11 protein-coding genes are annotated in these 14258 nt (G+C 72.9%); 5 read left to right on the plus strand and 6 right to left on the minus strand.

The genetic code is table 11. The features are described 5' to 3' along the window. Positions 1-13 precede the first annotated feature (13 nt). The 4 genes from hisC to hppD are packed head-to-tail and all read right to left on the minus strand — an operon-like array spanning position 14 to position 4206. On the minus strand, positions 14-1120 hold the full coding sequence (gene hisC / locus ABGB21_RS12530; protein ID WP_347651551.1) for a histidinol-phosphate transaminase: 1107 nt from the start codon (positions 1118-1120) through the stop codon (positions 14-16). Beyond that, positions 1117-2112: an RDD family protein gene (locus ABGB21_RS12535; RefSeq protein ID WP_347677796.1), complete on the minus strand. Its 996-nt coding sequence runs from the start codon at positions 2110-2112 to the stop codon at positions 1117-1119. The genes hisC and ABGB21_RS12535 overlap by 4 nt, the downstream gene beginning before the upstream one ends. 28 nt (positions 2113-2140) lie before the next feature. Further along, on the minus strand, positions 2141-2962 hold the full coding sequence (locus ABGB21_RS12540; protein ID WP_347677798.1) for an RDD family protein: 822 nt from the start codon (positions 2960-2962) through the stop codon (positions 2141-2143). An 11-nt stretch (positions 2963-2973) separates the two neighbouring features. Further along, on the minus strand, positions 2974-4206 hold the full coding sequence (hppD, locus tag ABGB21_RS12545; RefSeq protein ID WP_347677800.1) for a 4-hydroxyphenylpyruvate dioxygenase: 1233 nt from the start codon (positions 4204-4206) through the stop codon (positions 2974-2976). Positions 4207-4343: 137 nt separating this feature from the next. On the opposite strand from hppD, the gene ABGB21_RS12550 reads away from it, so the two are divergent. Further along, positions 4344-4817: an Lrp/AsnC family transcriptional regulator gene (locus tag ABGB21_RS12550; protein ID WP_347651555.1), complete on the plus strand. Its 474-nt coding sequence runs from the start codon at positions 4344-4346 to the stop codon at positions 4815-4817. 16 nt (positions 4818-4833) lie between these two features. Here ABGB21_RS12550 and ABGB21_RS12555 read toward each other — a convergent pair whose 3' ends face one another. Beyond that, entirely contained in the window at positions 4834-5850 is a 1017-nt protein-coding gene (locus tag ABGB21_RS12555) for a DUF5937 family protein (protein ID WP_347677926.1), read from the minus strand. A gap of 104 nt (positions 5851-5954) precedes the next feature. Between ABGB21_RS12555 and ABGB21_RS12560 the strand changes: the two genes are divergently transcribed. The 3 genes from ABGB21_RS12560 (at position 5955) to ABGB21_RS12570 (ending at position 10611) form a co-directional block, all read left to right on the plus strand. Next, a complete protein-coding gene (locus ABGB21_RS12560) occupies positions 5955-7277 on the plus strand; it encodes an MFS transporter (RefSeq protein ID WP_347677802.1) in 1323 nt (440 codons plus the stop codon). A 36-nt stretch (positions 7278-7313) separates the two neighbouring features. Continuing rightward, entirely contained in the window at positions 7314-8750 is a 1437-nt protein-coding gene (locus ABGB21_RS12565) for a PQQ-binding-like beta-propeller repeat protein (RefSeq protein ID WP_347651557.1), read from the plus strand. Positions 8751-8940: 190 nt separating this feature from the next. Next, positions 8941-10611: a fumarate hydratase gene (locus ABGB21_RS12570; RefSeq protein WP_347677804.1), complete on the plus strand. Its 1671-nt coding sequence runs from the start codon at positions 8941-8943 to the stop codon at positions 10609-10611. A gap of 48 nt (positions 10612-10659) precedes the next feature. On the opposite strand, the gene ABGB21_RS12575 is transcribed toward ABGB21_RS12570, so the two are convergent. After that, on the minus strand, positions 10660-10914 hold the full coding sequence (locus ABGB21_RS12575) for a hypothetical protein (RefSeq protein ID WP_347651559.1): 255 nt from the start codon (positions 10912-10914) through the stop codon (positions 10660-10662). A 248-nt stretch (positions 10915-11162) separates the two neighbouring features. Here ABGB21_RS12575 and ABGB21_RS12580 point away from each other — a divergent pair, with 248 nt between their 5' ends. Next, positions 11163-14258, plus strand: coding sequence for a BTAD domain-containing putative transcriptional regulator (locus ABGB21_RS12580; RefSeq protein WP_347677806.1), 3096 nt, complete (start codon positions 11163-11165; stop codon positions 14256-14258).

Consider the following 14258-nt stretch of genomic DNA (forward strand, 5'->3'; position numbering starts at 1 on the left):
TCCCCCGACAGGTTCAGAGCGCGGCCTCGGCGGCAGCCAGGAACGCGTCGTTCTCGGCCGGGGTGCCGATGGTGACCCGGACCCCGTCCCCGGCGAACGGCCGGACGATCACCCCGCGCGCCTCGCAGGCCTGGCCGAACGGTACCGCCTGGTCACCGAGCGGCAACCAGACGAAGTTGGCCTGGCTCTCCGGCACGGCGCCGCCCGGCAGCCGCTTGCGCAGCGCCTCGGTCACCCGGTCCCGTTCGGCGACCACCAGCGCACAGCGGCGTCGTACCTCGGTCTCCTGGGTTAGTGCGGCCAGCGCGCCGGCCTGCGCGGCCAGGCTGGTCGAGAACGGGGTCACCACCTTGCGTACGGTGCCGGCCACCTCCGGGTGCCCGACCAGGAAACCGATCCGCAGCCCGGCCAGCCCCCAGGCCTTGGAGAGGGTGCGCAGCACCACCACGTTCGGCCGGTCGCCGTACGTGGCCAGCCCGTCCGGCACCTCCGGATCGGTGACGAACTCCCGGTACGCCTCGTCGAGCACCACCAGCACGTCGTCCGGTACGGCGGCGAGGAAGCGGTCCAGCTCGGCCCGGCGTACCGCGGTGCCGGTCGGGTTGTTCGGGTTGCAGACGAAGATCAGCCGGGTCCGGTCGGTCACCGCCGCCGCCATCGCGGTCAGGTCGTGGCCGTGCCCGGCGTCGTTCGGCACCCGCACACTCGTCGCGCCGCCGGTGGCCGCGATGATCGGGTACGCCTCGAACGAGCGCCACGAGTAGAGGACCTCGTCCCCGGGCAGGCAGGTGGCCCGGACCAGGTGCTCGGCCAGCGCCACCGAACCACAGCCGGTGGCGATCCGGTCCGGACTCACCCCGTACCGCTCGGCCAGGGCGCCCCGCAGCGCCAGCACCCCCATGTCCGGATAGCGGTGCACCCCCGCGACCGCCTCGGCGACCGCCTCGACCACCCCCGGCAGCGGGCCGTACGGCACCTCGTTGCTGGCCAGCTTGATCGCCTCGGGCAGACCCAGCTCCCGGGCGAGGTCGGCCGGACTGCGGCCCGGTACGTAGCTCGGCAGCGCGTCGAGGTCGGCACGGGTCAGCCGGGGCGTCCGGTCGGGGGCGGGACTGGTCATGACTCGGTGCCTCCAGGGCGGTCGGTGGGGGAGCCGGTGGGTCCGGCGGGAGAGCCCGGTGCGTGCGGCGGAACGGTCCGGCGCGGGAGTTGGACCACGACGGTCATCGCCCGTTTGTCGTGCAGCGTCTGCCGCAACGGCCGGTCGAAAACCGCGAGCCCGCAGTCGAGCAGCTGGATCAGGAAGCCGATCCCGCAGCAGCTCCAGAGGAACACCGGCAGCCCGAGCATGTTCCAGCGGCGGAACGAGCGTCCGAAGCCCAACTGCTCCGTTTCGGTCACCGGTACGACCTTGATGCCCATCAGCCGTTTGCCGAGGGTCTGCCCGCTGTTGGCCACCGACGGCACCTCGTAGGCGAACCAGAGCGCGACCGCGATGAGCAGGATCACCACCTGCAGCCCGTCGGCCTGCGGACTGGCCTGCGGCAGGTTGGCGGTGCTCGCCTCGCCGTTCAGCCAGCGTCGACTGAGTTCCTGGGAGAGCGGTTCGATCTCCTGCACGAACCGCCAGACGAACCAGCCGTTGACCACCACGTTGAGCAGGAACACGATGCTGATGTCGATCAACCGGGCGACCAGCCGGGCGCTGAGCGGTGCCAGCGCCATCCCGTGTGGCCGGGGCGGCGGCGTCCAGGACGGGTGCCAGCCGGGTGGCGGACCGGCGTACGGGTTCCAGCCCGGCGGTGGGCCGGCGTGGGGGTTCCAGCCCGGCGGTGGACCGTACGGCGGCGTACCCGGCGGCGCGCCGAACGGCCCGGCCGGCGGCGCGCCGAACGGCCCGGCCGGAGGCGACGGGGCGGCGGGCGAGGTCGGGCCGGTGTCCGTCGCCCCGGACGGCCCGGAGACGGGTGCGGGTTCCGGTTCGGCCGGCGGCGGGCCGGCCGGCGGCTCGGCGTCCACGGGCAGCGGCGCGCCGATCCAGCCGTCGCCGTCCCAGTACCGCTGGGTGGTCGGCTCGGCGGGGTCGGGGTACCAACCCGGCTGTACCGTCACCGCGACGACCTCGGTTCAGTCCTGACGTTCACGCTGGAACCTTAACCACCACGGTTTTGGCGAACTTGTCGTGGAGGCACTGCTGGTACGGCTTGTCCCAGAGTTGCCACAGCCCGTCGAGGTAGGCGAGCCCCGGAATGAACCCGATGCCGACCTGGGCGAGGAAACGCCGGGCCAGGGCGCCCCGGGTCAGCGACCGGTTCGGGTCCAGCGGCGTGATCCGGATCTTCATGATCCGCTTGCCGACCGTCTGACCGGTCCGACGCGCCATCTCGACCTGGTAGACGTACTGCGCGACGTACACGACCAGGATCAGGATTCCTTCCATGATCAGGAGTGGCACCAGGAAGGCGAGAGGATCGGGGTCGGCGATGGTGCCGTCCGGGTTGTACTCCACGGCGAAGAGGTCCGGTCCGGTCACCACGAAGAAGATGATCACGGCCGGAATCGCGAGCACCATGCCGACCCCGGCGAGGATGGCGCCGTCGATCAGCACCGCCAGCAGCCGGTCCGTGAACGAGGCGAGCGGCTGCCCGCCCGGACTGGTCGGCAGCTGCGCCGCCGGCGGCACCGGATACCCCGGCGGCGCGGCGTACTGGCCCGGCGGGACCGGGTAGCCCGGCTGGCCGCCCGGGTAGGCCGGCTGGCGGCCCGGGTAGGCCGGCTGGCCGGGTGGGACCGGGTAGCCCGGCAGCGCGGCGTAACCCGGCTGGTGGGGCGGACCCGGCTGGCCGGGCGGCGGATATCCGGCCTGGCCGGCCGACCCGGGCCGGGGCACGGGTACGGCGGGAGGACCGGCCGTCGGCCGGCCCTCCCCCGGGGACGTCGGGTACGCGGGCTGCTCCGTCACGGGGGACAGTGTTACAGGTTTCCGCGCGCCTCTTGTTCCCGTTCGATGGCCTCGAACAGCGCCTTGAAGTTCCCCTTGCCGAAGCCGAGGGAGCCGTGCCGTTCGATCAGCTCGAAGAAGACCGTCGGGCGGTCCTGCACCGGCTTGGTGAAGATCTGCAGCAGGTAGCCGTCCTCGTCCCGGTCGACCAGGATCTTGCGGGCCTTCAGCTCCTCGATCGGTGCCCGTACGGTGCCGATCCGGGCCCGCAGCTCCGGGTCGTCGTAGTACGAGTCCGGGGTGTCCAGGAACTCCACACCGGCCGCCCGCATCGCGTCGACGCTGGCCAGGATGTCGTTCGTGGCCACCGCGATGTGCTGGGCGCCGGGGCCCTGGTAGAACTCCAGGTACTCGTCGATCTGCGACTTCTTCCGGGCCACCGCCGGCTCGTTGAGCGGGAACTTGACCTTGCGGGTGCCGTTCGCGACCACCTTGGACATCAGTGCCGAGTAGTCGGTGGCGATGTCGTCGCCGATGAACTCGGCCATGTTGGTGAAGCCCATGACCCGGCGGTAGAACTCCACCCACTCGTCCATCCGGCCCAGCTCCACGTTGCCGACCACGTGGTCGACCGCCTGGAAGAAGCGCTTGGGCTGCACCCCGGCGTCGATCATCGGCTGCCGGTCGACGATCGGACCCCGGGCGACAAAACCGGGCAGGAACGGGCCGTCGTACCTCGACCGGTCGACCAGCGAGTGCCGGGTGTCGCCGTACGTGGCGATGACGGCGACCCGGACGGTGCCGTGGGAGTCGGTGACGTCGTACGGGGCGGCGACGCTTGTCGCCCCCTGCGCGACGGCGTGCGCGTACGCCGCGTCGACGTCCGGCACCGCCAGCGCGATGTCCCGTACGCCGTCCCCGTGCACCGTCACGTGCTCCGCCTCCGGGGCGTCCGGCCGGACCGCGCCGGTGAAGACGAACCGGGCGGAACCGCTGGTCAGGACGTACTCGGCGTAGTCCCGGAAGCCCTGCTCCGGTCCGCGGTAGGCGACACAGGTCATGCCGAACGCGGTCGAGTAGTAGTGCGCGGTCTGCTTGGCGTTGCCGACCACGAACCGGATGTGGTCGATGCCCTGCACCGGGAATGGGTCGGCGGAGGTGTCGTGCGCGACGGCGCCGACGAGCCGGTCGACGTCGACGTCGACGTCAACCCCGAGGGCGCCGCCCGTACCGGTGCTGGATGGCTGCTGGAGTGCGCTGGTCATCGTCGAACCTCCCTGGCGTACCGACCTGACTCGGCCGTCTTTGGCGGAAGCATCCCGGTCGGCCTCGGCCCTGGGCAACAGACTCGATGGACGGTGGGCATCTTGTGCAATTCGTACGGTCAACTACCGTCTCCGCTATGCAGGATGTCCAACTCGATCAGCTCGACACCGATCTGGTCGAGCTCCTCACCGCCGAACCCCGGATCGGGGTCCTGGAGTGTTCGCGCCGGCTGCGGGTGGCCCGGGGCACCGTGCAGGCCCGGCTCGACAAGCTGGTCGCCCGGGGCGTGATCCGGGGCTTCGGGCCGGAGATCGACCCGGCCGCCATCGGCTTCGGGGTGACCTCGTTCGTCACCCTGGAGATCAACCAGCGGCACGGCCACGACCCGGTGACCCGCCACCTGCGGGGCATCCCGGAGGTGCTGGAGGCGCACACCATCACCGGCTCCGGCGACGTGCTCTGCCGGATCGTCGCCCGGTCCAACACCGACCTGCAGCGGGTGCTCGACCAGATCATGTCGCACGAGGGTGTCGCCCGGGCGTCGAGCATCATCGCCCTCGCCGAGAAGATCCCGTACCGGGTCCTGCCCCTCCTGCACTCCGTGACGTGAGGAAGGGCCCCTCTTTCTACCGCCCGCCGTGCGGTGCGGGTCGGTGGTGCTCCGCGGCGAGGGCGTCGCCGAGCGGGGTGCGGGCGTACCGGACCGACCGGCCGGTCCGGGTCCGGTTGACCAGACCGGCGTCCCGGAGCACCGCGAGGTGCCCGCCGACGTTGCCCAGCCCGGTGCCGAGCTGGACGACGAGCTGGCTGGTGGTGGCGGGTACGGCCAGCGCCCGCAGGACCGCCGCCCGGGTCGGGCCGATCAACCGGTCCAGCGCGTCCGGTCCGCCGTCGGTCGGGGGCGGGCCGAGCAGGTCGCCGACCCCACGGGCCGGATAGACGATCGCGTGCGGCCACGGCGGGTCGACGTACGTGATCAGTGGGCCGAGTGCGCTGGGTACGAAGAGCAGGCCCTGGCCGGCCAGCGGGTACCGGTTCTGGTCCCGGTGCCGTACCTCGATCCGGCTGCCCCCGTCGTCGGAGACGAACCGCAGGCGCGGGTCGAGGTCGGCGAGCGCGGCCGCCCAGCCGTACGTCGTGAGCCGCCCGGCCCGCTGCACCACGTCCCGTTCCAGCACCGCCCGCAGTCGGGGCCAGTCCGGCGCGACAAGCGTCTCCCAGGTCGCCTCGATCGCGTCGGCGATCCGGCCCACCACGTCCGACGACTCGAAGATCCGTCGTGCGTACGCCGCCGGTGGGCGGTTCCCGGCCAGGTTCCGGGCCAGCTCGTCCCGGGCCTGGGCGAGCGGGGTGGCCCGGACGGTGGCCAGTTCGTCGGCGAAGTCGAGCCCGACCCCGGCCGGCGGCGGCTGGATGAAGTCGGCGTTGTACCCGCCCCGGCGTAGCAGCCCCAGCAGCGCGCCGACCGCCGGATACTCGCGACGCAGCCGCAGGTAGCGGTCCCGGGTCCGGGCCACCCACGGGGTGAGCGCCGCCGAGCTGTGCTGTCCGGCGTGCAGCCGGGCCGCCGACATCGTCTCGCCCAGCGGCGAGATCGCGAACCGGCTCGCCGCCACGTCGGCCGGTGTCACGTCGATGATGATGGGACCACCTCGATGGACCGGGTACGGAGGGGAGCCCGGCACCACATCTTTCGCTGCTGAGCGAAACCCTGGCTCCCGGTCCCATCTTCTCCGACGCTGGGCCGGTGACCACCTCCCGCAGCCTCGCGGCCACCGACGCGGACCGGCCGGCGACCTTCCGGGCCGTGCTGGCCGTACCGCAGTTCCGGGCCCTGTACGCCAGCTTCGGCGTGTTCATGGTCGGCGAGACGGTGAAGATGCTCGCCCTCGCCGTGCTGGTGTACGAGCGCACCGGCTCGCCACTGCTCTCCGCCCTCGCGTACGTGACGGGCTTCCTGCCGTACGCGGTGGGTGGCCTGCTGCTGACCGCCCTCGCCGACCGGTGGCGGCCGCGGGTCCTGCTGGTCGGGTACGACCTGCTGCGGCTGGCCAGCGTCGCCGTGCTCGCCTCCGGGGTGCTGCCGCCGGCCGGCATGCTCGGGCTGGTGCTGCTGGTCGGGCTCTTCTCGCCGGTCAGCACCGCCACCCGCAACGCGCTGCTGCCGGACCTGCTCGCCGGGGACGCCTACGTCCTCGGCCGGTCGCTGTTCACGGTCGCCGCCGGCGCGACCCAGGTGTTGGGGTTCGCCACCGGCGGCCTGCTGCTCGGCCTGGTCGGCCCGTACGGCGCGCTGTGGCTGACCGCCGGCACCTGCGCTGTCTCGGCCCTGCTGGTCCGGTACGGGGTGGCTGACCATCCGCGCCGGGCGGCGCCGTCGGATCAGGGGGTCGTCGGACAGACCTGGCGGGTGAACCGGCTGCTGCTCGCCGACCCGGTGGTCCGGGGACTGCTGCTGGCCCAGTGGCTGCCCGGTTCGCTGGTGGTCGCCGCCGAGGGGGTCATCGTGCCGTACGTCGACGGCCTGGGTCGGGCGGCCGGCGCCGGAGTCCTGTTCGCCGCGTCCGCGCTCGGCATGCTCGCCGGGGACCTGGTGCTGGGTCGACTGGTCGCGCCGGCCCGCCGGGAGCGGCTGACCCCATGGCTGGCGCTGCTGCTCGGGGTGCCGACGCTGGGCTTCGTCGCCGGTCCCGGGCTGGCCGTGGCCGCCGTGCTGTTCGGGGTCGCCACCTTCGGTTTCGCCTACCACCTCGGGCTGGCCCGACGGTTCCTCGCCGCGGTGCCGGAGGACCGGCGGGGCCAGGCGTTCGGGTTGCTGAGCACCGGGCTGATGACGGCCCAGGGCGTCGCCGCCGGGCTGGCCGGCGCGTTCGCCGAGATCGTCGCCCCCGGTACGGTGATGGCGCTCGCCGGCGCGGCGTCCCTGACCGCGACCGGACTGCTCTGGCGCCGGCTGCGCCCGGCACCCGCGGCGCCGGCCGACGGCGATTGGCCGGGCCCCGCCGTCGGCTCGGGTGTCGAGCCTGCTGGCGTTCCGGGCCGACCTGACGACACGGACAAAACGCCCTAGCGGCACTTGCCGGACGATCTCGTTTACGGTATCCGGATGGCGAAGGGGAGCGCCGGCAGCCTGGGCGTCAAGACCGCGGTGGCTGTCGCGCTGATCGCGGTGATCGTGCTCGCCGCGACAAACGTGTGGAACCCCTTCCCCGGCGTCTGGGACTGGGTCAACCGGGACCGGCCCCTCTCCGAACCCGACGTGGTGTGGCAGCAGCGGATCGGCGGCACGCCGCAGGACGTCACCATCGCCGGAAACACGGTGGTGATCCGCTACCGGACCCGGATCGAGGCCCGCAGCCTGGCCACCGGCCTGCGGCTGTGGGAACGCAAGGCCGACTGGGCGGCGGTCGCCGGCGGTGACCGGGACCCGGTCATCGCCGCCGGCAAGCTGCTCAGCAAGGGCTACGAACTGCTGGACCCGGAGACCGGCGCGGTACGGCGCAAGGACACCTCGGCGTCCGGGGTGTGGACGTACCGCAACGCGGTGGTCGACGCGCGCTGCCGGGAACCCCGGGACTGCCAGCTGACCGCGTACGAGCCCCGGGGCACGGTGCCGATCTGGACCGCCTTCCTGCCCGGTGTGGAGACCGGGCCGCTGGCCGGCAACCCCGAGGTGCTCGGCACCCGGCGGTTCACCACCCGGGACGTAGACGACCGCGCCGCCGGGCCGGTCGAGATGCCGCCGCTGATCGGGTTCCCGGTCGACGGTCGGGTGCACATCGTCGACACCGCGACCGGTCGTACCGTGCAGGACATCGAGCCGGGACAGCACGACCGGATCGTGGTGGTCGGCGGCCGGATGCTGCGGATCGAGGCCCGCAGCGCGGACGGCACCTGCTACTTCACCGTGGTCGCCCGTGACCCGGCCACCGGCCAGGAGGTGTGGCGGCGGGACGGGCTCAACCTGCGGACCGCCGACGGCGCCGGCTGCCCGCAGCGGGAGGATCCGCAGGGCGGGGAGAACGTCTTCGTCGGCGTCGCACCGGACGCCCGGGAGACCATCGTCGACGCGTACGACGGTCGGACGCTCTGGACCGGGGCGGCGGGCGAGAAACTGCTCGCCGTCGACGACCGGTACGCGCTGGTCCGGTCCGCCGACAAGAGGTCGGTGACCGGCCACGAACTCGGCATCGACCGGGCCCGGTGGACCCGGCCGGTGCACCGGGACGGCGGTGCCGCGCTGACCCCGTACGCCGCGCTGGTGACCGACCGGAACCCGGACCGGCTGGTCGCGCTCGACCCGCGTACCGGACGGGAGCTGGCCAACGTCCGATCGTCCGCGGAGGTGCTCGCGGTGGGACCGGCCGGCATGGTGATCGGCGACGGCCGCGACCTCGGATACCTCCGCTTCGGTACGACGTCCGGCGGCCCGGGACCGGGCTCCGGGACACCCGGCCCCGGGAGCGGTCCCGGATCCGGCCCGGACTGCGGCGGCCCGAAGCAGCCCGAGTGTCCACCGGCCAACGGCGGCAAGGCCGGCTGACCCCGGCTGGCCCCTCGGGCAGCCCCGGCCGACGCCCGGCCACCGACCCGCTCGCTCGCCCGGCCGACGCCCCCGAGCGGCGGAAACTTTTTCGGCCCGGCGCTCCGGGGTGGCCGGCGGTGAGAGCGGTGTCGCAGCGTCGACCCGGCGGGTGGGCCGGCCCGCGAGGACTGTCCTAGGCTTGCCGGCTATGAGCAGTGGCGCGCCGTTCTCCTACTCTCCCCTCCTGCCCGTCGGCGCCGACCAGACCGAGTACCGCCTGGTCACCGACGAGGGTGTCGACGTGGTCCACGGGCCGGGTGGCCGACGGTTCCTGACGGTGGAGCCGGCGGCGCTGACCGCGCTGACCGCCGAGGCGATGCACGACATCGCCCACTACCTGAGGCCGGCGCACCTCGCCCAGCTGCGGTCCATCATCGACGACCCGGCCGCGTCACCGAACGACCGGTTCGTCGCGCTCGACCTGCTGCGCAACGCGAACATCGCGGCCGGCGGCGTGCTGCCGATGTGCCAGGACACCGGTACGGCGATCGTGATGGGCAAACGCGGACGGCACGTGCTGACCGACGGCTCGGACGAGGAGGCGCTGACCCGGGGCGTCTACCAGGCGTACACCCGGCTGAACCTGCGCTACTCCCAGCTCGCCCCGCTCACCATGTGGGAGGAGCGGAACACCGGGAACAACCTGCCGGCCCAGGTCGAGCTCTACGCCGAGGACCCGGACGGGCACCCGGACGCGTACAAGTTTCTCTTCATGGCCAAGGGCGGCGGTTCGGCCAACAAGTCGTACCTCTACCAGGAGACGAAGGCGCTGCTCAATCCGACCCGGATGATGCAGTTCCTGGAGGAGAAGCTGCGGCTGATCGGCACCTCGGCCTGCCCGCCGTACCACCTGGCCGTGGTCATCGGCGGCACCTCCGCCGAGTACGCCCTGAAGACCGCCAAGCTGGCCTCCGCCAAATACCTCGACAACCTGCCCACCGCAGGCTCCATGCTGGCGCACGGCTTCCGTGACCTGGAGCTGGAGGAGGAGGTGCTGGAGCTGACCCGGCAGTTCGGCATCGGTGCCCAGTTCGGCGGCCGCTACTTCTGCCACGACGTACGGGTGGTCCGGCTGCCCCGGCACGGCGCCTCCTGCCCGGTCGCGATCGCCGTCTCGTGTTCCGCCGACCGGCAGGCGGTGGGCAAGATCACTCCGTCCGGGGTCTGGCTGGAGCGGCTGGAGACCGACCCGGCCCGGTTTCTGCCCGACGTCACCGACGCCCAGCTCGACCAGGGGGCCGAGGTGGTCCGGGTCGACCTCAACCGGCCGATGGCCGAGATCCGTGCCGAGCTGTCGAAGTACCCGGTCAGGACCCGCCTGTCGCTGACCGGTCCGCTGGTGGTGGCCCGGGACATCGCCCACGCCAAGATCGCGGAGCGGTTGGACGCCGGTGAGCCGATGCCGCAGTACCTGCGTGACCACGCGGTCTACTACGCCGGCCCGGCGAAGACCCCGGAGGGCTACGCCTCCGGATCGTTCGGCCCGACCACCGCCGGCCGGATGGACGCGTACGTGGCGAAGTTCCAGGCCGCCGGCGGCTCCCAGGTGATGCTCGCCAAGGGCAACCGGTCCGCCCAGGTCACCCGCTCCTGCCAGGAGCACGGCGGTTTCTACCTCGGCTCGATCGGCGGTCCGGCGGCCCGGCTCGCCCAGGACTGCATCAAGCACGTCGAGGTGCTCGAATACCCCGAGCTCGGCATGGAGGCGGTCTGGAAGATCGAGGTGGAGGACTTCCCGGCCTTCATCGTGGTCGACGACAAGGGCAACGACTTCTTCGCCGAGGTGACCAAGCCGGTGTTGACCGTCGGGCGTCGCTGACCGACGGTCGACCGTGACCGGCTGCCGGACCGGGGATGCTGTCCGTACTCAGGCGGGTCGGAACAGCGCGCTGGTCCGGACCAGCACCTGCCGTTCCGGCCCGCTGCTCCCGTCCTGCCGCAGCTCCACGCCGCGCAGCGACAGCCATTCGAGTTGTGGATACCTGTCGAGGTCCGCGCCGACCTTGGTGACCCGCAGCACGAGCGGCCCCACGCCGTAGCAGTAGTCGGATTCGGCGAATCGCAGTACGTCTCCGGCGGCCGGTGCCGGACGTCGTGGTGCGGATGCGGTAGAGGCGTCCATCAGTGGCGTCTCCCTCAGGTGTGGAAAGCGGTAGAAACCGCAGCTCCGACACGGTGCGTCCACCACCCGTCACAGGTAGGTGGACGCACCGCCCCCGTTGGTGTCTTTCACCTGCTGTAGTGCGTCCCGCCGCGAATTGTTCTGCCCGCCGCTCTCAATCCGCTGCCACCTGGCTCTCATCTCGATTCTGCTCGGTGTGACCAACGGGTTACCCTGCAGCCGGACGTGTCCACGGTCAGGGAGCTGGGGTGCGCTTCGAGATCCTTGGCCCGCTCCAGGTGAGCGGCGGTGAAACGGCGGTGACGGCCAACCGTGACCGGGCCGTGCTCGCCCTGCTCCTGCTGCACGCCCGGCAGATGGTGCCGGTCGACGCCCTGGTCGACGCGGTCTGGGACACCGAACCACCGGCGACCGCCCGTGGCCAGTTGCAGACCTGCGTGTCGCGGCTGCGTCGGTCGCTCGCCGCCGTCGCACTGCCGGGCGAGACCATCGTCACCGGTCCGGCCGGATACCGCATCATGCTCGGACCGGACGAACTGGACGCCGAGGTGTTCGAGCGGCTGGTGGCCGACGCCCGGAGCGCCGCCGCCCGACGATGCTGGACGGAGGCGCGGGAGGCGTACCGGGAGGCACTCGCCCTGTGGCGCGGCCCGGCACTCGCCGGGATCCCCGGCGCGGCGGTCCGGCGCGGCGCCGCCTTCCTCGACGAGCAGCGAATGCTCGTGATGGAGGAATGCTTCGACGTGGAGCTGCGCGTCGGTCGGCCCGGCGACCTGGTCGCCGAGCTGACCGAGCTGGTCGGACGGCATCCGCTGCGCGAGCGGCTCCGGGGTCAGCTGATGCTGGCACTGGCCGGCAGCGGCCGGCGGGCGGAGGCGTTGGCCGTCTTCCAGGCCGGGCGGCGGATCCTCCGGGGAGAACTCGGGATCGAGCCCGGCCCGGCGCTGCGGGACATCCACCGCCGGCTGCTCGCCGAGGACAACGGGGCGGGCGCCGAAGACAACTGGACGGGCGGCGGGAACGGCGCGGGGGCCCGGACCGGAACCGGTCCGGGCGACGGCGCCGGCCCCGGCAACGTCGTCGAGGTGGTGCCGGTACGCAGCCTGCCCCGGGCGATCGCGGACTTCACCGGCCGCCGCGACATCGTCACCCGGCTACGCAAGGAGATCGAGGACGCCGGCGAGCAGGCCGTCGTGTACGTCATCGACGGCATGCCCGGCAGCGGGAAGACCACCCTCGCCGTACACCTGGCGACCACGCTCGGCCCCCGCTACCCGGACGCGCAGCTCTTCGTCGACCTGCGGGGCCACAGTGTACGGAGCCCGCTGCCGCCGGCCACCGCCCTCGCCGCACTGCTGCGTCAGCTCGGCGTGCCCGGCGAGCGGATCCCGGCCGACCACGCCGACCGGGTCGCCCTGTGGCGGACCGAGCTGGCCAGCCGGCGGGCCCTGATCGTGCTCGACAACGCGGCCGGCACGGCCCAGGTCACCCCGCTGCTGCCGGCCGGCCCGGGGTCTCTGACCCTGGTCACCAGCCGTCGTCGGCTGGTCGGACTCGACGGGGTACGGGCCCAGTCGTTGACCGTGCTGGAACCGGACGAGGCGGTGGAGCTGCTGGCCCGGATCGCCGGCCCGGAGCGGGTACGGGCCGAACCGGCGGCCGCCGCCGAGGTGGTACGCCGCTGCGGCTATTTGCCGCTGGCGATCCGGCTCGCCGGTGCGCGGCTGGCGCACCGGTCCCGGTGGCGGGTCGCCGACCTGGTGGAGCGACTCGCCGAGTCGGACCGGCCGGTGCTGGCCGAGTTCGCGGTCGAGCACCGCACCCTGGCGGACGCCTTCGCCCTGTCGTACGCCCAGTTGCCGGAGCCGGTGCAGCGGACGTTCCGGCTGCTGGGCCTGCATCCGGGTGAGCGGTTCGACCGGTACGCGGTGGCGGCGCTGACCGGGCTGCCGCTGCTGGTGGCCCGGGAGCACCTCGACGAGCTGGTCGACGCCCACCTGGTCGACGAACTGGACGCCGGCCGCTACCGGCTGCACGGCCTGGTCCGGGAGTACGCCGTCGAGCTGCTCGCGGTCAGCGGCACCGGCGCGGAGCGGGCGGAGGCGGCGCTCGCCCTGCTCGATTTCTGCCTGTACACCGCGGTCGAGATCAGCCAGACCTTCGAGCCGACGAGGAACCTGCGGACGGTGATCCCGGGGCAGCCGGCCCGGCCGGACCTGGTCGTCCCGGCCGCCCGGGAGGGGCGCGCCTGGCTGGAGGCGGAACGCACCAACCTGGTCCCGCTGGTCAGCCTCGCGATCGAACAGGGCCTGCACCGGTACGGTTGGCGGCTGGCCCGGGCCAACTGGCGACAGCTGTACGTCGGTGGCCACCTCGACGAGCTGATCCAGGCCCACACCGACGGGCTGCGGGCCGCGGAGGCGCTCGGCGACGACGCCGGGGTCGCCACCATGCACAACTACCTGGCCTCGGCGTACTTCCGCCGGGGTGAGTTCCAGCGGTCGGCGGACTCGCTGCGGGTGGTCATCGAGATCTGGCAGCGGCTCGGCGACGTCGCCGGCCAGTCGATGGCGACGGTGAACCTCGGCCTGCCGCTGATCATGCTCGGCCGGACCCGGGAGGCGGTGCAGCACCTCGAACTGGGGCTGGTGTTGGCCCGGCAGACCGAGGACTGGCACAGCCTGCCGAACGCGCTGACCAACCTGGGCGCCGGCTACCTGCTTCTGGGCCGCTACCCGGAGGCGCTGCGGGTGTTGCGCAGCCGGCTCTTCCTGGCCCGGCAACACGGCAGGATCGGGCTGGTGGCGGACAGCCTCGGCGCGATCGGCGCGGTGTACGGCCGGCGCGGCGACCACGACCGGGCGGTGCGCCGGATGCGGGTGGCGTTGCGGATACTGCGGACGTTGGACAACCCGTTCGCCGAGGCGGACCTGCTCAACGAGCTTGGTGCGGTGGAACGGGCCCGGGGGCGTCCCGCCGAGGCGGTGCGGCGGCACCGGGCCGCGCTCGTCGCGATGCGGGACGCCGGGGACCGGGGTGGGGAGTGCGCCGCCCGGAACCTGCTGGGTCGGGCGCTGCGGGATCTCGGGGAGGTCGCCGCCGCGCTGGCGCTGCACCAGCAGGCCCTGCAGACCGCGACCCGGATCCAGTTCCGGTACGAGCAGGCCCGGGCCCTGGACGGCATCGCGGCCTGCCTCCGGCCGACCGACCCGGACGCCGCGCGGTCGTACTGGACCCGGGCACTGGCCCTGCTGGTTCAGGTCGAGTCGCCGGACCAGCACGAGGTGCTGGCCCGGCTGCAGGACCTGGACGACTCACTGGGCGCGTCGAGAGGTAACGGCTGA

The sequence above is a fragment of the Plantactinospora sp. B24E8 genome (assembly GCF_039871735.1).
GTDB lineage: Bacteria > Actinomycetota > Actinomycetes > Mycobacteriales > Micromonosporaceae > Plantactinospora.